This is a genomic window from Bacillus haynesii (assembly GCF_001969855.1).
In the GTDB taxonomy this organism is placed as follows: Bacteria; Bacillota; Bacilli; order Bacillales; family Bacillaceae; genus Bacillus; species Bacillus haynesii.
The window spans coordinates 30547-49463 of record NZ_MRBL01000007.1 but is presented as its reverse complement, the minus strand read 5'-3'; the positions used below and the strand labels follow the sequence as shown (position 1 = coordinate 49463).

Sequence of the window (18917 nt, the reverse complement as noted above, 5' to 3'; positions counted from 1 at the left end):
CCCCCGAAATCGTCAGGGGGAAGCCGGCTTCATATTAAAATAAGAGCACGTGTCCTCCGTCAAAAAAGTACAGCGCACGCCCTTTGAGCGGCATTTTAATCATCGTTTCAACGGCTCGTGCATAAAGCTGAATCTGTGTTTCGTAACGTTTTCTTAAAATTGGTTCGGCCCCTTCAAAGCCGTTCCGGTATTTTCCGTGTATCCGGTCGGTTTTGTAATCAAGAAGGTAAAAACCGTCCTCCGTCTCGAATAAACAGTCGATAATTCCCTGTATCAATACAGGTTCATCGGCTGACTCGAGATCCGGATAAACATCTTTGGCGGACAGTGTCATGTTAAACGGAACTTCCCGTTCGACACGGTGGGCGCCGAGAAGCTTTTGTCCGATTTCCGTATCAAAGAATGCGAGAATATCGTCTTCTTCAATAGCTGCCCGCTGGTCTTCTGTTAACAGCTCTTTCTCAACAAGTCTGTCAAGGAGGCCGCTGAGCTCATTCATTTCAGGCGTACGGGTCAGCGGAATATGCTGCATAACGGTGTGCATCGCCGTCCCCCGTTCGGCCGCAGTCAGGCCTTTTGCCATCATAAAGGACGGCCGTTTAAACAGGAAAGCCTCCTGGGATGGGCGAATCAGCGAGCGGTCGCCGTACTCATCCTCATATTCCTTCTGCCTTTTCATTTCTGAGACAGACTGTTTTGTTCGGACTTTAGCGGCGTCTTTGTATGGATATAACCATGTCAGCCGTTCTCTGACTTGTTGCTCATACTCAAACGAACCATCGATCGGAAGCCCCATTTGAATTTGGGCGAGCCGGCCGTGTCTTTCTTCACCGGCTTGATCAATATCCTCAGCTTGAAGATCCGCTGCGGACAGCCAGCTGACCTGAAAGCGCGCCGGATGTTCACGGATCTCATCAATCACCGGCGGTGCGCCGGATTCATCCATATCTCTGTGTCTCATCAAAGCAGGTCCGATGAAATCCAGGTATGATTTCGCCTGAAACCGTTCATAATCCGGGAGCAGCCACTCAGACCCGGCCGCTTGTGACCGCCAGTCGGCAAGCAGCTTTTCTTTATCCTTCGCCGTCCCGACCAGGTACAGCTTTTCCTTAGCCCGGGTAAGGGCGACATACAAGACGCGCAGCTCCTCTGATAAAAGCTCGCGGCGAAGCTTTTTCTTCATGGCGATCAGCGGCAGCGTCGGATAGCTGATCCGCCACTTCGGATGGATAAACTTCGTTCCGAAACCGAGCTCTTTATCCAGCAGATAAGATTTGTTCAAGTCCATCATATTAAAATTCCGTCCGAGACCGGCGGTAAATACGACAGGAAATTCAAGCCCTTTGCTTGAGTGGATCGTCATCAGCCGAACAACGTCTTCCTGTTCGCTCAGAGCTCTTGCCGTACCGAGGTCATCCCCCCGCTCCTGCATCCGCTCAATAAATCTTAAAAAGCGGAACAAGCCGCGGAATGATGTCGCTTCATAGGATCTCGCCCTGTCGTAAAGCGCGCGCAAATTGGCCTGCCGCTGTTTTCCGCCCGGCATTCCGCCGACATAATCCACATACTTCGTATCCCGGTAGATTTCCCAGATCAGCTCTGCCACAGAGTGGTTTTTCGCATACGCCCTCCACTTTTTGAGAAAGCCGTCAAAGCGGCGAAGCTTTTCGCTGAGCCTCTCATCGCCGTCTGCTGCAGCAAGATATACTTTCACCGCTTCGTAAAACGGCGCTTTTTTATCCTTGATTCTGATCAAGGAAAGCTCATTTTCGTCAAGACCCACAACAGGGGATCTGAGAACGGATGCAAGCGGGATGTCCTGATAGGCATTATCGATGATTTTTAATAAAGACAGTGTGACCGATACTTCTGTCGCTTCAAAATAACCCGTTGAGAGGTTCGCGTATACGGGAATCCCCTGCTGTTTAAACTCGTCCATAATTTGCGGCGCCCAAGGCATCGACCGTAAAAGCACCACGATATCACGGTACTGGATGTTCCGTGACGCTTTCGCTTTGGCATCATATACTTGAAATTTTTCTGTAATCAGCCTGCGGATTTGTCCGGCCATCGCTCTTGCTTCAAGCTGGACCGCCTCAAGCTCTTCATCCTCTTCATCCGGCGCGCCGCTCTGGTTTTCGATGAGCAGAAGCTCCGTTTTTGTCGCTTCGTTCGGCGGATAAGCCGCGCCGAGCTTCAATTCGGCTTGTTCGTCATATTCGACTTCCCCGACTTTTTCTCCCATGAGCTGTTTGAATAAAAAGTTCGTGCTGTCCAAAATATCTGAACGGCTTCTGAAGTTTTTATTTAAATCGATTTTTTGGCCGGAACCCGAGCCATCGTCTGTAAAGCGTTTATATTTTGAGAGGAACAAAAGCGGCTCAGCGAGGCGAAAGCGGTAAATCGACTGCTTAACATCGCCCACCATAAACAGGTTCCCCTCATGCTCCTCTTTGGCGACGAGCTTTAAAATCGCTTCCTGGACCAGGTTCGTATCCTGATATTCATCAACAAGCACTTCGTGGAACTGATGGCGGTAAAACTTCGCCGCTTCGCTCGGCACAGCCTCGCCCGCTTCGTTTTTCCCGGATAAAATCGCAAGGCAGTCGTGTTCAAGGTCTGAGAAATCGACGATCGCTTTTTCCTTTTTCGCTTCCGCAAACCGCTTGCCATACTCCAGTACGAGCTGGACGAGCGTCTGAATGACCGGCTTCATTTCCCTCAGGCTCTCAAGGTGCTGCTCGGGAGTGCGCGTAAAATAATCGCTTTTCAGCTTTTCAAGCTGCTTTTTCGCACTGTTGCGAAGGTCTGCCGCCTCATCAATCAAGCGAGGATCGTACTCATCTCCCTTGCACGGCTTCAATCTTTGAAACGAAACGGCAGGTACAAGCTCATGCAGGGCCGAAAAATCATTCTGCTGCTGAATTAGCCTGTCAATCTGCGCTAAATCATCGAGGAAATTTTCGGCACGCGGAGCAGGCCCCCCGGGCTGTTTTGTCAAATCAAGCGCACGCGTCAGCTTTTGCCGCATACCTTCCAGAACGAGTGCGATGTCTTCTTTAATGTAAGAATAAAACGGCAGAGCCTCAACTTTCGTATCTGAAGCCGCATCATACAGATCAACAAATGTGCGAAGCCAGCCCTCCGGATCGGGATGCGAGCGGGAAAACTCGTAGACCCGCTTGACAAGATGCTGCAAATCGAGGTCATGACGGTCTGTCGTATATCTGTCCACAAGTTCGAAAAAGGCCGGATCTTGCTTTTTGTATTCTTCTTCAAACAGTTCATCCAACACCTCATCGCCTAGCAGCTCGCCTTCCGTCTGATCGGCGATCCGGAAAGCCGGATCAACATCGATCAAATAATAGTATTTGCGGATGACTTGAAGACAGAATGAGTGCAATGTTGATATGCTCGCTTTATTTAATAAAGCAAGCTGTCTGCGCAAATGAAGCGATCCCGGATTTTCGGCAAGCTCTTTTTCGAGCGCTTCGCCGATCCTGTGCTTCATTTCAGCCGCAGATGCATTCGTAAAGGTGACGACGAGCAGCCTGTCGACATCAACCGGACGTTCCTGATCCGTTATTTTCCGAATGATCCGTTCAACCAGCACGGCCGTTTTTCCTGAACCGGCCGCTGCCGCGACTAAAATGTCCCGGCCGGATGAGACGATCGCCTTCCACTGGTCATCAGTCCAAGTGCTGCCCTTCGGTTTAGAAATCTCCATCTGCCTCATCCTCCTTTTTCAGCCGCTCCAAGATCACGTTGTCTTTTTCGGGTTTTAATATCCGGTATTCATTTTCCTCAAGCGATTCGTCAAACTGGCAGAATGACCGGTACGAACAATATGTGCACGGTGTCCGGTCTTTTAGCTTGTAAGGCTCGATCGACACTTTGCCGTCTGTGATCTCCTCGCCGGCCTGCTGAAATGTCCGGCGGATATGGCGCCTCAATACATGAAAATCCTCTTCTGCAACAACGTCAGAATCCGAACGGAGCGAACCGTCTTTTTTCAAACCGGCGCTGATCATGTTCGACCTGCCTTGTTCCAGTGTGGTGTCCATCAGCTTGACCGCTTCCTGGTCTCCCAAGAGCAGCCCTTTCATCTTGAACTTTTTGAAAATCTCTTTTTCTATTTCATCAAGGCCGAGCGGCACCGAAGCCTGGATCATCGGATCGTGCACATGAAAATAGAGCACGCCTGCCGGGGATGCTTTCATTCCGAGCCAATCGGTTGAATGCGTGATCGACAAATCGAGATATGTCAGCATTTGCAGGGCAAGACCGTAATAGACCTCGGCCAAATCGAGGCCTTTATCGCTTGATTTATAGTCGACAATCCTAAGCAGCAGCCCTTTTGAGCTCTCCGCTTTATCCACTCTGTCGATCCGGCCGACAAGCTCCATCGTGCAGCCGTTCTTCAGTGTAAAACGCATTGGAGGAAGCGGACCTTTCCCTCCGAATCCGAGCTCTATGCCGACGGGAGCAAATCCGCTTGCTTTTGCATGCTCACTTAAAATGCCCGATACCCTGGCAATGATTTTTTGCAGCTTCTGCTTCACATAATGATGACGGTTCGAGCTGAGCAGAATCTCCTTTTGCAGTTTTGGCGCGAGCCGTTCAACTGCATCGCTTGACAAAGTCTCGCATTGGGCTTTCGTTAAGTCGCGCCAATCCAGTTTAAGCTCGTGAAGCCGGTCTGAAATCAGCTTCAGCGCCGAGTGGAACAGCTGACCGATATCCGGTGCTTCAAGCTTGAAAAATTGGCGTTCCTTCAGCTTTAAACCGTGCGAAGCAAAATGGGAAAATGGACAGGCTTTGAACGTCTCCATCCGCGACACGCTTCCCTGAATGTGCTCCCCGTACAAATCGCGGCTCACATGCCGGTTCAAGTTTTCAACCTTGTTTCTGAAAAACAGGCTAGACAGGATGTTTTGAGAAAAGATGCGGTCAGGCTCATTCATTAAAAAGTTGTATGTACTCCACCATACATCGCTGATCGCATACTGCCTCGTCCAGATGCCGAGCTGCCCTGCCAAATGGCTCAAGGCGGCGCCTTTATTCACGAGAAATTCAAGCTGGGCATCATCGTCCAGCTGCTCGGGTTCATGAATCAGCATCTTTTCTTCGCCATCCGGGAACATTTCATTCAGACGTTTCACCACTGTTGAAGGAAGCAGCGTCTTCCCTTCCGAATCCGCGATCGGATAGGAGACATATAGCTTTTCAGACGGACTTGAAAGCGTCATATAGATCAGAAAACTCTCGTCCAAGAGCTGCTCTCGCCCTGTTGCCGCAAGCTGTACACCGTTTCGTTTCAGCCACTCCCGGTCATCGTCTGAAAGCACGCCGTCATCCGTAGGCCTCGCCGGAAGTATGCCGTCGTTTACACCGATGAGAAATGTGCATTTCGTGCCGTACATCCTTGAAAGGTCCATATTGCCGATAAACACTTGATCAAGTGCGGGCGGAATCAGCGCGAATTTCAAAGACTCCAATCCGGTTTCGATCATTTGCTGAAATAAAGCAAACGATATCCGCTCTGTGCCCATCATTTCAACAAACTCGTCCAACAGTTGAATCACGGCATCCCATACTTGCTCATGCTGGCGCGACTCGGCAATCGTTCCGCTTTCTTCGGCCAGCCGCCTTTCCTGTTCAAGCTTCATCGGAACATCGGCTTCTTCAAGATAAAGGTAAACGGCTTCGGCCATTTCCCTGACTGTTTCAGCTTTTTTCAAGCGCTTCTGCAGCCTGTGGATCGGCGGAACAATCCAACTCTTTAGTTCATTGAGCATATTTTCCGTTTCAATCTCTTTGTCTGTCTTGGCAAAATCCTCATCCAGTGAAGCGTATCTTCTGTAAACAAACGGATCTTTGCTTGTCCATCTGTCTCCTTTAATGCCATACGCAATACAGTAGTTTTCAAGCTGGTCAATCTGTTCGCGCAGCCGTTCCTTCGGCTGTCCTTCCGGGAATAAAAGTTCCGTTTTAACACAGCGGAACACCGCTTCATACCGCCAGTTTCCTTTAATGATATCAAGCGTCGAACGGATCAGTTCAATAAGCGGATGATTTTGCATCGATTCCTTGCCGTCTATGAAAAAAGGAAGTTCGCAGTCTTTAAAAACTTCTTTTATTGTATCTTTATAATCTTCGACATTGCGGGCGATAACGGCGATATCCCTAAGCCGGAAACGGCCCTGGCGGATTAAAGAATGAATCTCGCGCGCAATTCCTTCAATCTCGGTTCTTCTGTTCGACGCCTGCATGATACGGAGCGATTCCGTCCGTCCGGGATACGGTTTTGCAGGTCGTTCGTCAAAATAGCGTTCAAGATGCTGAAGCTCCGGATGATGCTGGTGCCGTTTCGTCTCTTCCAGCCGCACTTCAGACGGATCAAGGCCAAGTTCCTTCGCCTTCTGGTAAAGGTCATAGTACGCCTTCCCGGTCATCCTGAACAGATGGAGATCGTTCGGGCTATTGGCTATAAACGGCTTATCCGCCGTCAGCGAAAACGTGATCTCTTCCGCATGTACCATCAGCTGTTCGAGTACGCTCATCTCCTGAGGCGTAAATTGATGAAATCCGTCCACATAAACGGCAGCGTTTCTAATCTCATCCGCATACGGAATCTGCTCGGCTAAAAGCGTCAGATAATCTTCTGATTGAACATATTGATTCTCCAGATTTTCCTCAAGCTTGCTGTACAAAATATATAAGTCGTGCAATTTATCGGAAAGAATCCGTTCATCTTCGTATTCCGACTTGCCCGTCCCTTCCAACATGTCCCGGATGCTTTCAGGCGGCAGACAGTGCCGTTTAAATTCGGTCAGCATCCGTTCCACCTGCTCCGTAAATCCGCTTTTATCGCTTGCATTTTGATAGACTTTAAACTCGCCCTTATGCTCTTCAATCAGTCTCCGCAGCAGCATCTGAATGCCCGTTCCCGTCAGAAACGGCCGGTTCATGCCTCCGGTATGTTGGAGCACTCGCCAGGCAAGCCTTGAAAAACTGTACACCTGGGCGCGGATGGTTCCGCCCAAATCGGGTGTTTTGCTAAGCTCGTATTCCATTAAAAACGTCATTTGATCCGGGACTAGAAAAATGATCGGTTTTCCGAGCGGTTCATCACGAAGTTTTTCCCTGATTTCATTCAGGATAAAGGTCGTTTTCCCACTCCCGGATCTGCCTGATAAAAATACTGCTCCCACTAAGCCCGTCTCCTTTCTGTTTCTTACTCTTTATTCTATCGAAACATCTGCAAAATAACCATTCTCCAAAACTGGGAAAAAACCGTATGAGCACTTGCACCCCATACGGCTATTTTTGCTTGAACTGCACAAAAAACAGCATCAAAAACGAGATGATCGCGATAGAGGCGACCCACATCCATGCCAGCGTCATATTCCCCGAATCGATCGCCAAGTATATCGCCGTCGGCACCGTCTGCGTCACCCCTGGGATGATCCCTGCAAACATCAGTGTTGCGCCAAACTCGCCAAGCGCTCTCGCAAAGCTGAGCACAACCCCCGTCATGATTCCGTTTGATGCAAGGGGAACGGTGACAAAGAGGAACACCCTCCATTCGTTTGCTCCGTCAACCCTCGCGGCGTCCTCAATGTCGCGGTCAACAGCCAGAAATCCTGATTTTGCAGATTGATACATTAACGGGAACGCTACAACCGCCGCGGCGATCACGGCTGCCCACCAGGTAAAAATAACCGGTGCTTGAAATATATCTTCAATCAAACGTCCGATCACGCTCTGCCTTCCGAAGATCACAATTAAAAAGAATCCGACAACGGTCGGCGGCAGAACGAGCGGCAGCATCATCACCGTCTCGATAACGGACTTGCCTTTAAAGTTTCTGTTCGCCAGGAGCCTCGCTGCAGCAGTTCCAAACAAAACGGCGATGATACCCGCTGCGGTTGCTACTTGGATGGAAATTTCAATTGGGGAAAAGAATTCCTCAAGCATAACGGAGGTCAGCCCTTCTTAAATCCGTACTTTTCCATTGCCTTAACGGCTTGGTCACTTTGCAGGAATTGATAAAATTCCTCAGACTGTTCCCTGTGCTTTGTATTTTTTACAATTCCGAGCGGATAGACAATCGGTGTATGCAGATCGCTTTTCGCCGTCTCTACGGTCTCGACCTGATCTGATGAAAGGGCGTCCGTCCGGTAAACGATTCCGGCATCCGCGTTGCCTGTTTCGATATAAGAAAGAACCTGCCTTACATCTTTGCAGTAGACGATTTTAGATTGCACTTTAGACCATACGTCAAGGTTCGTCAACGTTTCTTTTGCGTATTTTCCGGCTGGCACTGATTCAGGTTTGCCGACCGCAAGCTTTTCGACTTTGTCATCGGCCAAATCTTTGAAGCTGTTGACATGCTGATTTTTCCCTTTCGGAACGATCAGCACCAGACTGTTTTCGACCAGCTTGACAGAGTCTTTTTTGTCAATTAAACCTTGATCAACCACTCTATTAAATTTGTCTTCAGCAGCAGAAAAAAATAAATCAGCCGGAGCGCCCTGTTCGATCTGCTGCTGCAATGCACCCGATGAACCAAAATTAAACTTTATAGAGACATTCGGATGATCTTTCTCATATACGGAGGAAAGTTCTGTTAATACATCCTTGAGACTCGCAGCCGCAGAAACCGTAATTTGAACTTTTTCAGACTGCCCCTTGGCTGATCCCCCTTTTTCCGCTTGGCAGCCGGCGAACAAAACAACCGACATCAATACAGCCATGGCCGTCAATATTGTCTTTTTCAATAGTCTCACTCCATTTTGATATGTATGTCACCAATTCGGCACTAACAACCATTTTACGTCAAACTTCATTTTTTTAAAATAGATTGCGCTCACCCCACACCATTTTGACACATGTTCGAGATGCGCCCTTTCCATAGGCACACGCAAGCCGATACTTACATATAATGACAGGACAACAAAATATAAGACGTTGAGGTGAAAAACATGTGGTATGTTCAATCGCATCATCCCGCCTATCCCGCCAGGCAAAACGACAGGCTGATCAAAAATCTTGAAAAAGCGGTAAACGGAGAGCACAGCGCGGTTGTCTGCTATCAAAAAATCGCACAAAAGGCCCCGGACTCCAAAACAAAACAGCAAATTTTAGAAATCAGACAAGACGAAATCCGCCACTTTAATGCGTTCCTAACATTTTATACGTCTCTTACCGGTCGAAATCCTGACATTTCCATTACGGAACCTTGTCCGGAACAGTTTCGGTACGCGCTGGAGTCCGCATTTAAAGATGAGCAGGAAACGGTCGATTTTTACTTGGACATCGCAGACTATGTCAAAGACCGGACGATACGGGAGGCGTTCAAGCGGGCGGCAGCTGACGAACAAAACCATGCAGTCTGGTTTTTATACTTCTTGTCAAAGAGGTGATCCGGGTCGTCCCGCCTTGATCAATATACCCTCATAGGGTATATTTTTAAAATAGCGGACTTATATTTTGACTAAAGAGGTGCTAAAACATTGAACGTGCTGCTTGTCGATGATGAAAACCGGATGCTCGATCTGCTGGAGCTTTATTTAGAACATTATTCGTGCACAAAAGCTGCCACCGGAAAAGAAGCCCTGGATTTAATAAGAATGCGCAATTTCGATCTTGTCATCCTCGATATTATGATGCCTGAAATGGACGGATGGATGGTTTGCCAAGAGATCCGAAGATTGACAAGCGTTCCGATTATCATGCTGACGGCAAAAAACGGGCAGGATGACATCGTGCGCGGACTGAAATGCGGTGCAGACGATTATTTAACAAAACCGTTCAGCGAAAAAGTGCTGCTTGCCAGAATAGAAGCGGTCCTGCGCCGCACCCGCCGGTTTCATGAAATCCGGTTCTGCGGTTTAATCTGGAATAAACAGCATCATACCCTGCATGTCAACCACCGGGAAATCGGCATTACGCCAAGTGAATTCGATCTGCTCGGAACACTCTTAAACCACATGGATCAAGTGCTTTCGAGAGACCAATTGATTGAGAACATTTGGGGATTCAACTCTGATATCGAGCCCCGTACCATCGATTCGCACATGAGAAATTTGCGAAACCGATTGAAAAAAGCGGGCTTTCCGGTTGAAGACCATCTCCAAACCGTCTACGGCGTCGGCTACAAATGGACAAGCAAAGGAACCGGAGCATGAAAAAGATTTCATTTAAGCTCGCAGGTTCATTTTTCATTTTAATCCTTTTCATCGAAGCCATCCTTTTTGCCGCGCTGTATACAACGATTGTCAACACGAGAATAAATGAAGAAATCCGCGCGCTTCAACTAAGGGGCAACAGCCACAGAGACGTACTCGAAAAGCATTTTGACAAAAGGACGATAGACCACGTCACCCTGATGGAAACCGAAGCCCGGACAAACGTGATCATCACGGACCAAAATAGACGCGTATTGGCGCAGTCTGCCTCGGGAGACATGACGGAACACCTTCATTTCGAAGAAAAAAACATTCCGAGGAAAGGGACCGCTTTATCTTCCCATTGGAATACATCAAAGTACATTTGTACGATCAGTCCGATCATGAACGGACGGGAAACGGCCGGCTACGTCTTCATGTATTTGGAGACCTCCTCGATAAAAGCCTTGGTGGCAAGCCTTACGAAGCGGTTTTTCCTCAGCTTCGGCTTAACCGGCGTCTTAACGGTCGCAGCTATTCTTTGGTTCAGCCGTGTTTTAGCGAAGCCGATTATTAAACTGAAGAAGGCAACCGAAAGCATCAAAAACGGTCAAGCTTCGATTCCGCTTGATATCAAAAGGAATGATGAACTCGGTGAGCTCGCCGCATCGATCGAAAGCCTTTCCTCAAATCTCAGCAGGCTTCAAAAAGAACGAAACGATTTTCTGTCAAGCGTCGCTCATGAGCTGCGGACTCCAATTACATATATAAAAGGCTACACAGATGTCGCGATGAGAGATAAGCTCGAACCACAAGCCAGAAATCAGTACTTGTCGATCATCCAAGAGGAAGCGGACAATTTAAACACCCTTGTTGACGATTTATTTTTGCTGACAAAACTGAAACAGCCCGGATTTCAAATCAGGAAGAAACAGATTCACCTATACACATTCGTGAAAAAAGAAGTTCAAAAAGCGGCGGTCGCTTTTTCGGAAAAACGAATCAGCCTTTCGTTCGACATCCCGACGGATCTATATGTCACAGTCGATGAGGTCCGCTTTTCACAAGTGATCTCAAATTTGCTGAACAACGCCCGCCAATACTCCGAGCCCGATTCAACAGCGGCCGTCACCGCATCAAAATTAGAGGACCAGGTCAAGATTATGGTAGCGGACGAAGGCTGCGGCATTCCGGAAGAAGAACGGGATTATATTTTTGAGCGCTTTTACCGGATCGATAAGTCGAGATCCAGACAAACCGGCGGTACCGGGCTGGGCCTGGCCATCGCGAAAGAAATCGTCGAGCTTCATGGCGGTCAGATTGCGGTAAAAAACAGAACCCCGAAAGGAAGCGAATTTATCATCACGCTGCCTTTTGATGTGTAACAAATGTCGAGATGTCTGCACCAGTTTTGCACATTTCCCGGGTATACTACTCAGTAATCTGAACCAAAAAGGGGGAAAACACCATGAAGTTGAAATCCGGTTTACTTTTTGTCATGCTTGTTTTCGCGATTCCGCTTGCAGCATGCCAAAATTCCGACTCAGGGAACACGGGCGGACATGAGGAGCATCAAACGATGGATCATTCGGAGATGAAAGAAAAAGACGCGGCTTCTCTTCCGAGTGATTTCAATAAGCGGGCGGAAGAAGGGCTCCTGGTGAAAAACACAAAGAACACGACAAGGCTTGACGCGAATACACCGGAAGAAATGAGCATCAAAACCTCTCAAACGATATGGCCGGCCACTCATAAGCAAAACAGGCCGGGCGCAGTGATTTTAGTTTCGGGCGGATCATGGCAGGCAGCTCTTGCATCAGCTGATTTGATCCATCACCCAAATAACGGACCTGTTTTAATCGCGGAAAAAGGGAAAATCTCCGGGCAGATTCAGAATGAAATCAAGCGCTTGAACCCGACGGGCACTTCAGACGGGACGCAAATCATGGCTGTCGGAGAATTCGATTCAAAAGCGCTTCAAGCTTTGAACGCTTTTAAAATAAAAGAGCTGAAAGGGAAGAACGCGGCTGATCTGGCAAAAGAGATTGACAAAGAATACGCAGACGCAGCCGATGAATATCCGAAGAGCGTCATCATCGGATCATCCGAGGATGATGCAGAACTTTATTCGCTCCCAGCTGTAAACTGGATCGCCCACATGCCTGAGCCGATCCTGTATGTGAACAAAAAAGGCATTCCCGATGAGACGGCTGAAGCATTAAAGAAAAGGGACGGCAAAGCAAATATCTATATTCTCGGCCCTAAAAAAGCGATTTCGGAAAAAACGGAGGATGCATTAAAGGAATACGGAACAGTCAAAAGAATTTCCGGAGACACTCCTGTCGCAAATGCAATTGCGTTTGCGAAATTCAGCGATAAGAACACCGGCTTTGGCTGGGGAATCACAGATCCGGGACACGGACTGTCTTTCGCATCAACGGCCGCGCCTGAGCTGGCGCTTGCCGGAGCGCCATTTTCCCATTTGGGAAAACACGCTCCCCTGCTTTTACTCAAAAAAGGACAGGCAGACAGCACGCTATACAGCTATTTATCCGGGATCAGGCCTTCTTTTCAGGACAGACCGCAGGACGGCCCATACAACCATGCATTCATTCTCGGATCAGAAAATGAGATTTCATTTCGGACACAAGGCATTCTTGATGACATTCTGGAAATTAAGTCCGCTCATGGAGGACATTCCGGTCATTAAGAGACACAATGGAAGGGCTCTTAAAGAAGAGCCTCTTTTTTGTACCAGACGCCGTAAAAATCAATCCACCCTTCTTCGTTCAGCGCAATGCCTTGAATAGCTTCCCCCGCTTTGACGCGTATATTGTTTTGATAAAGCGGAATCGTGTAAACATTTTCTGCCAGGGCGCGATCCGCCTCACAAAGAAGGCTGATCCGCATGGAATGATCATCAATAAAACGAAGCTCATCCCTCATCAAGGCGGACTTCCTCTGCCATTCCCCCCGGCAAGTGAACGTGTAAAAAGCTGTTTTCCGTTAAAAGGAGGTGAAGCCAGCTCATTTCTTCAGAACGGCTGAATGTCGCACTGTCGTGAATCAAATCGGCTTTGGCGATCACTTCTTCCTTCATGAGTTCATCCGCTTTCATATAACATACCTCTATTGCAATGCCGTACCGCCTGCACCTCTTTTGTATCCATGACGCGTCCTCCCGATGATCCGGTTCGGAAAACGTATAAAGCAGAAGCGGATCGCCTTTGTAATGGCCTTCCGCAAGCAGCTTACCGATGTCGTCCCCTGATTCAGGCGGAAGATCCCGGTTTAAAAAGCCTCCCGCCGGGGCCGTCCGTTGTCCGGCTAATTCACTGACCATCTCAGAAGGGGAAATGATTTGCCGCAAAGCCTTCCGGAACGCCTTATGCCCGAGAGGCCCCAATTTGTTTGCATTCAACGAGATGTACTGAACATTCCTTTCCTCATGCCATTTATCACAAACCCGGTTTTGTTCTTCTTTTTCCATATAAAAACCGTAGTCGACCGAAGAAACATCCCCATCCATATACCATAGTTCGATCCGGTCTAAAAAAGCCCGCCCTTTAAAATACCGCTCATGCGCTTCAAGCGTGAGAATCCGGTCATCCCGGCGAGCAAGTCTGAAAGGCCCCGTCCCGATCACAGCCCGTCATTCTGGTGCCGGTTTAAAATAGACAGCCTTTCATCACAAAGATGATGCAGAAACAGTGAGTTTTTCGCCTTTAAACAAATATCCAAGCTATATTCATCCCTGACGGCAACATTTTCGATATCCTTTGCAAGCCATTTGCATTTATTTTCATCATCCAGCATAAAACGCTCAAACGAATATTTAACATCTTCAGCCGTCAATGTTGTTCCATCATGGAAATAGATCCCTTTCCTCAAATAGAACGTCCACGTTTTTTGGTCTGTGTCACATTCCCAGTGGTGGGCAAGATGCGGCATAAAATCTCCTTCCTTTTCATTAAAACGGATCAATGTATCACATACTTGCTTCACGATATGGCTCTCTGAACGCAGATAAATACGGCACGGATCAAGACGCTTAAAATGCTCAGGCTCCATCGCCGTCATGAGCCTCAGCACATCTTTTTGCTTGCTGTCCCCCGATTCCTTCTGAAAGCCGAAAACGCGCTCAAGCCAATCTTTATATGACGACACTGCACCCGGACACGAATGCTGATATGCTTCAAGAAGGTATTTCGCCCGCTCGATTTTACCTTCTTTCGTATCATTTTTCGCCGTTTCAAGCAGTAATTCACAAGGTGCTTTTAAAAAGCGGATTTCTGATTTGTTTCCTCTCCCCCTCCCCCTTTTCCAAGCAATCCATTGCAAATCTTCAAGTTTCGCTAAAATCAGTTTTGCGTTTCTCGGTGTGCAGTATAGAATTTCCGCAATTTCATTGACTGAAATCTCTTCTGCCCTCTCTCCGCTTTCGCATTTTAAACCGGCGGTGAGTTCCATGTAATGCTCAATCGGTTTCATTTCCGTTATCCCCCGCTTTTAAAAAGGGGAAATTTCTCCCCAGGTTTTCTGTCCTTTTTACTGATGATTTCCCATTTTACACTAATTGCACCGCTATGTTGAAGGAGGATTGAAATGAACCGTTTAAAACAAAGGTACGGTTCCCCCGTGCTGATTTGCTTCTTCGGAGAGTTCCTGACCGGAATAACGGGAGCCATGCTCGCACCTTTCCTCCTTTTTTACCTGTATGATGTGCTTGGAACCGGAGTATTGCCGGTGTTGCTCGTCATCGGAGCAAGGCCGCTGACCGAGGTCGCGGTGACGCTGGCCGCCGGAGGACTGACGGACCGGATCGGAAGACGGAAGGTCATCCTGGCAGCGCTTGCCTTTCAGACCGTTTCTGCCGCCGGTTTTATGATGGCGGATCATATTTGGCTGTTCGCCTTTTTTTATGTGCTGAACGGCATCGGGGGAGCTTTGTACATCCCTGCGCAGCGGGCCCAGATAACGGACAGCACTGAAAGCGGGCGTCGCTCTGAAGTGTTCGCTGTCCTTCATGCCATTGAAGGATTGGGCGCGGCGGTCGGTCCGGCCGCCGGACTTGCAGTCTATTCCTATCAGCCAAGCCTGATGTTCGGCTTTCAGGCATGTGCATTTTGTCTGTACTGGCTTGCTGTTTATTTTAAAATGCCCGAGCCATGGCGGTCAAAAAAGCAAAATGAGCTTTTAGAGAGGGAAAATCTTCTTTCCGCAAAAAAGGTATTTCTTCATCATCGTCCGGTTTTGACCTTGATGTTCTTGTCGGTCCCTGTCAGCCTGTTCTATGCTCAGCTGGAGTCCAACTACCGCCTTTATCTTGAAACTCTTTTTGACGATTTCTTATTCACCTTGACTGTTTATACCGTCTGCCGCGCCCTTCTTAGCATCACAATGCAAATTCCGCTCGTCAAATGGACGGAAAGACTGAACATCAAAACGATCGTTTCCATATCATACGTATGCTACGCTGTGGCAGCGATTGGTTTCGCTTTTTCATCATCGATCTTTTGGCTGCTCTCGACTGCCGTTTTATTTACGGCGGCAGAAAGCATGCTTCTGAATCACATGCAAACCTTTGTCTCGCGCCTTGCTCCCGATCATATGCGGGGCAGATATTTTGCATTTTTCGGCCTGCATTGGGATATTTCCCGGACAATTGGACCTTTTTTAGGCGGGATGATGTTCATCAAGTTCGGCGGGGCAGCGCTTTTTCTTGCCATTGCAGGAATCGTGGCAGCCGGGGGGATTGCACAATATCGAGCAGTGTCCCGGTTTAAAAAAACTAATCCTTTATAGTACCTGGTACTAGAACAAAGTGCTATAATGGAAACAAATTTTATTCGGGAGACAAGGAGGCATTATGGTTACATTAAAAAAACAAACGATCGGCGGGCTTTTAAAATCAACCGCCAGCCGGTTTCCGAATCATGAAGCGGTTGTATATTCTGAGCTCGATTTAAGATATTCGTATCAGGAGCTTGTTGAAGAAACTTCTAAAATTGCGAAAGGACTGCTCGCGCTCGGCATTCAAAAAGGAGAGCATGTCGCCATCTGGGCATCCAATATTCCGGAATGGATTCTGCTCCAGTTTGCGACAGCGAGAATCGGCGCTGTGCTCGTCACCGTCAATACAAGCTATCAGGCGAGAGAACTCGAGTACTTATTGGAACATTCCGATTCCACCGCCCTGTTTCTGATGGACGGCTACAAAGGGACATCCTATATCGATATGATCGATGAGATCATGAAAAATCCTGAAAAGCTGCCGAAGCTGAAAAATCTCGTCTACCTTGGCAAGAATGAGGCCCCTGGACATATGACGGCTTTTGCCGACATCGCCAAAATGGGCGCAACGGTCTCTGATGCCGACCTTTTCGAAAGAGAGCAGTCACTCACACACGACGATGTGATCAATATGCAGTATACATCGGGAACGACCGGCTTCCCAAAAGGTGTGATGCTGACTCACTCCAATATCGTCAACAATGCGGCGATCGTTGCCGACAGAATGGGGCTGACAAGCGAAGACAGACTGTGCATTCCGGTTCCTCTGTTTCATTGCTTCGGCTGTGTGCTAAGCACGCTTGCCTGTGTCGCGTCAGGCGCGGCCATGCTGCCGATCATCGAATTCAAGCCGGACATCGTCTTGCAAACGGTCGAAAAAGAAAAATGCACAGGGCTGCAAGGTGTACCGACAATGTTTATCGCTGAGCTCACCCACCCCGATTTTGCAAACTATGACTTATCTTCTCTGCGAACCGGGATCATGGCAGGCTCCCCATGCCCTAAAGAAGTCATGAAAAAAGTGATGAAGCAAATGAATATGACGGATATCACGATCGCATACGGACAGACGGAGTCTTCACCCGTGATTACGCAGACAACCGTCACCGACACGATCGAACGCCGCGTCGAGACCGTCGGAAAAGTGCATCCGCATGTAGAAATTAAAATCGTCGATCCTGACACAGGGGAAACGCTCGGCCCGGATGAGCAAGGTGAACTATGCACAAGAGGATACCTCGTCATGAAAGGCTACTATAAAATGGACGAAGCCACAAAAAAGGCCATCGATGAAGACGGCTGGCTCCATACCGGCGATTTGGCCGAAATGGACCGGGACGGATACGTGAGGATTACCGGGCGCTTAAAAGATATGATCGTCCGCGGCGGTGAAAACATTTACCCGCGTGAAATAGAGGAATTCCTTTATGAACATGAGGATATTGTCGATGTACAGGTTGTCGGCGTTCCGGATGAAAAGTACGGGGAAAAAACGGCGGCCTTTATTAAATGCAAGCCGGGCAAAAAGCTGACGCTCGAAGAGGTCAGAGATTTTTGCAAAGGACAGCTTTCGTATTACAAAATTCCTGAATACGTATTTCTGATCGACGAATACCCGCTGACCGCATCCGGAAAAGTCCAAAAGTATGTGCTGCGCGACCGTGCAGAAGAACTGCTTGCGAGCCCGGTGCAATAAATAAAAAGCCGAAAATACGATCGTATTTTCGGCTTTTTGCTGTTTAAAACACTTTTTTACGGTCGCGTTCTTCCTTCAATATTTCGACAGCTTCGCGGAAGCGCTGTGAATGAACGATTTCCCTTTCCCGTAAAAACGCCAGCCCGTCATTTAAATCCGGATCATCCGACATATCAATCAGCCATTGATACGTGGCCCTCGCTTTTTCTTCAGCCGCTATATCTTCATATAAATCGGCAATCGGATCGCCTTTTGCCTGGATGTATGTAGCGGTGAACGGGACGCCGGCAGCGTTATGGTAAAACAGGGCTTTATCATGGTCTGCGTAATGATCGCCGAGCCCGGCTTCCTTCATCTGTTCGGGTGTCGCGTCTTTTGTTAATTTATATACCATCGTCGCAATCATTTCAAGGTGTGCAAACTCTTCCGTACCGATGTCCGTCAGCAATCCGACGACTTTATCAGGTATGCTGTAGCGCTGGTTCAAATAGCGAAGCGCCGCAGCCAATTCGCCGTCCGCTCCGCCGTACTGCTCGATCAAAAATTTGGCAAGTCTCGGATTGCATTCTCTCACCCTCACAGGATACTGCAGTTTTTTCTCATAAAGCCACATGAACCTGACTCCCTTCCTCTATTAAACTTGCCATGGCCAAGGACTTTTTTTCCAGCTCCAGTACGCTACTGTCTGATCTGGACTTCCCCATGTAAGAGGGCCGTATTTTGATTCGAACTTCGTTTTCAGTTTTCTTGAATATCCGGCATACTGGTTGTATTGTTTGATGGCATCGGTATCATCGGGATGTGTGTCAAGGTACAGCATCAGCTCGATCAAGACAAAATCGACCGCCTGAATCTCATGAAGCCTTTGATAGTAGTCTTGCGGCAAAGTGTGTGTCATCCCCCCTTACCTCCCATCTCATACGGATTTTCATAAGGATCGTAAAACACGGGCCAAAGCGTCCCTTTTTGCAGTGCCTCCATCGGTGAAAACTGCGGAAGGCCGCGGGGCTGAAAACCTAGATATAGATTTGGAGGGGTTCTGTAGTATCTTTTGCCGATCGGGGGACACGGATCAAAAGCGCTGTGAAACGGACGATACGATTTAACTGTGGTGAATGTTTCCTTGGTGTGCTTCACATGGTTCACCTCTATTTGTGATCGAATCTAATTTAATGTATTCATATATTCGATCTGTTATGTTCAAAAATGAACGATCAGTTTTTCTTATTAATCTTTTAAATGAATTCGTATTTTAC

At 48.1% G+C, this 18917-nt stretch carries 16 protein-coding genes; 6 read left to right on the top strand and 10 right to left on the bottom strand.

Features of this window, described 5'->3' with window-relative positions; translation table 11 throughout:
• Positions 1 to 34: 34 nt before the first annotated feature.
• From addA to modA, 4 genes are all read right to left on the bottom strand, one after another.
• Positions 35 to 3727 carry a helicase-exonuclease AddAB subunit AddA gene (gene addA / locus BTA31_RS07110; protein ID WP_076790354.1) on the bottom strand — a complete coding sequence of 1231 codons (3693 nt, stop codon included), beginning with the start codon at positions 3725 to 3727 and terminating at the stop codon, positions 35 to 37.
• Positions 3714 to 7214 carry a helicase-exonuclease AddAB subunit AddB gene (addB, locus tag BTA31_RS07105; protein ID WP_076790351.1) on the bottom strand — a complete coding sequence of 1167 codons (3501 nt, stop codon included), beginning with the start codon at positions 7212 to 7214 and terminating at the stop codon, positions 3714 to 3716. The genes addA and addB overlap by 14 nt, the downstream gene beginning before the upstream one ends.
• A 109-nt stretch (positions 7215 to 7323) precedes the next feature.
• Entirely contained in the window at positions 7324 to 7980 is a 657-nt protein-coding gene (gene modB / locus BTA31_RS07100) for a molybdate ABC transporter permease subunit (RefSeq protein ID WP_043927336.1), read from the bottom strand.
• 8 nt (positions 7981 to 7988) lie between these two features.
• A complete protein-coding gene (gene modA / locus BTA31_RS07095; protein WP_076790893.1) occupies positions 7989 to 8759 on the bottom strand; it encodes a molybdate ABC transporter substrate-binding protein in 771 nt (256 codons plus the stop codon).
• A gap of 228 nt (positions 8760 to 8987) precedes the next feature.
• On the opposite strand from modA, the gene BTA31_RS07090 reads away from it, so the two are divergent.
• From BTA31_RS07090 to BTA31_RS07075, 4 genes are all read left to right on the top strand, one after another.
• Positions 8988 to 9428, top strand: a complete 441-nt coding sequence (locus BTA31_RS07090; protein WP_076790348.1) for a ferritin-like domain-containing protein — start codon at positions 8988 to 8990, stop codon at positions 9426 to 9428.
• 123 nt (positions 9429 to 9551) lie between these two features.
• Positions 9552 to 10193 carry a response regulator transcription factor gene (locus tag BTA31_RS07085; RefSeq protein ID WP_043927366.1) on the top strand — a complete coding sequence of 214 codons (642 nt, stop codon included), beginning with the start codon at positions 9552 to 9554 and terminating at the stop codon, positions 10191 to 10193.
• Positions 10190 to 11557 (top strand): sensor histidine kinase, encoded by a 1368-nt coding sequence (locus BTA31_RS07080; protein WP_043927332.1) that lies wholly within the window; start codon positions 10190 to 10192, stop codon positions 11555 to 11557. The genes BTA31_RS07085 and BTA31_RS07080 overlap by 4 nt, the downstream gene beginning before the upstream one ends.
• A gap of 83 nt (positions 11558 to 11640) precedes the next feature.
• On the top strand, positions 11641 to 12882 hold the full coding sequence (locus tag BTA31_RS07075) for a cell wall-binding repeat-containing protein (RefSeq protein ID WP_076790342.1): 1242 nt from the start codon (positions 11641 to 11643) through the stop codon (positions 12880 to 12882).
• A gap of 20 nt (positions 12883 to 12902) precedes the next feature.
• Here BTA31_RS07075 and BTA31_RS22390 read toward each other — a convergent pair whose 3' ends face one another.
• The 3 genes from BTA31_RS22390 to BTA31_RS23530 are packed head-to-tail and all read right to left on the bottom strand — an operon-like array spanning position 12903 to position 14663.
• Positions 12903 to 13118: a hypothetical protein gene (locus BTA31_RS22390; RefSeq protein WP_083698279.1), complete on the bottom strand. Its 216-nt coding sequence runs from the start codon at positions 13116 to 13118 to the stop codon at positions 12903 to 12905.
• The gene (locus tag BTA31_RS23535) at positions 13108 to 13818 is read right to left on the bottom strand and encodes an ABC transporter substrate-binding protein (protein WP_083698278.1); all 711 of its coding nucleotides are present in this window, start codon (positions 13816 to 13818) and stop codon (positions 13108 to 13110) included. The genes BTA31_RS22390 and BTA31_RS23535 overlap by 11 nt, the downstream gene beginning before the upstream one ends.
• Entirely contained in the window at positions 13815 to 14663 is an 849-nt protein-coding gene (locus BTA31_RS23530) for an ABC transporter substrate-binding protein (protein ID WP_083698277.1), read from the bottom strand. Before BTA31_RS23530 ends, BTA31_RS23535 begins: the two co-directional genes overlap by 4 nt.
• Before the next feature lie 114 nt (positions 14664 to 14777).
• Between BTA31_RS23530 and BTA31_RS07065 the strand changes: the two genes are divergently transcribed.
• Together BTA31_RS07065 and BTA31_RS07060 are read left to right on the top strand one after the other, a co-directional pair.
• Positions 14778 to 15977: an MDR family MFS transporter gene (locus BTA31_RS07065; protein ID WP_076790339.1), complete on the top strand. Its 1200-nt coding sequence runs from the start codon at positions 14778 to 14780 to the stop codon at positions 15975 to 15977.
• A gap of 64 nt (positions 15978 to 16041) precedes the next feature.
• Entirely contained in the window at positions 16042 to 17661 is a 1620-nt protein-coding gene (locus BTA31_RS07060) for an AMP-binding protein (protein ID WP_076790336.1), read from the top strand.
• A gap of 43 nt (positions 17662 to 17704) precedes the next feature.
• Here the strand turns inward: BTA31_RS07060 and BTA31_RS07055 are convergent, their stop codons facing one another.
• From BTA31_RS07055 to BTA31_RS07045, 3 genes are read right to left on the bottom strand one after another with little or no spacing between them, the layout of a single operon-like run.
• Positions 17705 to 18274: a manganese catalase family protein gene (locus tag BTA31_RS07055; RefSeq protein WP_003180413.1), complete on the bottom strand. Its 570-nt coding sequence runs from the start codon at positions 18272 to 18274 to the stop codon at positions 17705 to 17707.
• Positions 18275 to 18295: 21 nt separating this feature from the next.
• Complete coding sequence (locus BTA31_RS07050) at positions 18296 to 18559, bottom strand: spore coat protein CotJB (RefSeq protein ID WP_043927324.1); 264 nt, start codon at positions 18557 to 18559, stop codon at positions 18296 to 18298.
• Positions 18556 to 18798, bottom strand: coding sequence for a spore coat associated protein CotJA (locus tag BTA31_RS07045; protein WP_043927323.1), 243 nt, complete (start codon positions 18796 to 18798; stop codon positions 18556 to 18558). The genes BTA31_RS07050 and BTA31_RS07045 overlap by 4 nt, the downstream gene beginning before the upstream one ends.
• Positions 18799 to 18917: the final 119 nt, after the last annotated feature.

Bases quoted from the DNA above. Each gene is read 5' to 3' on its own strand.
- BTA31_RS23530 (WP_083698277.1), bottom strand. From the start codon at position 14,663: ATGAAACCGATTGAGCATTACATGGAACTCACCGCCGGTTTAAAATGC.
- BTA31_RS07065 (WP_076790339.1), top strand. From the start codon at position 14,778: ATGAACCGTTTAAAACAAAGGTACGGTTCCCCCGTGCTGATTTGCTTC.
- BTA31_RS07085 (WP_043927366.1), top strand. From the start codon at position 9,552: ATGCTCGATCTGCTGGAGCTTTATTTAGAACATTATTCGTGCACAAAA.
- modA (WP_076790893.1), bottom strand. From the start codon at position 8,759: ATGGCTGTATTGATGTCGGTTGTTTTGTTCGCCGGCTGCCAAGCGGAA.
- BTA31_RS07060 (WP_076790336.1), top strand. From the start codon at position 16,042: ATGGTTACATTAAAAAAACAAACGATCGGCGGGCTTTTAAAATCAACC.
- addA (WP_076790354.1), bottom strand. From the start codon at position 3,727: ATGGAGATTTCTAAACCGAAGGGCAGCACTTGGACTGATGACCAGTGG.
- BTA31_RS07050 (WP_043927324.1), bottom strand. From the start codon at position 18,559: ATGACACACACTTTGCCGCAAGACTACTATCAAAGGCTTCATGAGATT.
- BTA31_RS07055 (WP_003180413.1), bottom strand. From the start codon at position 18,274: ATGTGGCTTTATGAGAAAAAACTGCAGTATCCTGTGAGGGTGAGAGAA.
- BTA31_RS07075 (WP_076790342.1), top strand. From the start codon at position 11,641: ATGAAGTTGAAATCCGGTTTACTTTTTGTCATGCTTGTTTTCGCGATT.
- modB (WP_043927336.1), bottom strand. From the start codon at position 7,980: ATGCTTGAGGAATTCTTTTCCCCAATTGAAATTTCCATCCAAGTAGCA.
- BTA31_RS07080 (WP_043927332.1), top strand. From the start codon at position 10,190: ATGAAAAAGATTTCATTTAAGCTCGCAGGTTCATTTTTCATTTTAATC.
- BTA31_RS22390 (WP_083698279.1), bottom strand. From the start codon at position 13,118: ATGAGGGATGAGCTTCGTTTTATTGATGATCATTCCATGCGGATCAGC.
- BTA31_RS07090 (WP_076790348.1), top strand. From the start codon at position 8,988: ATGTGGTATGTTCAATCGCATCATCCCGCCTATCCCGCCAGGCAAAAC.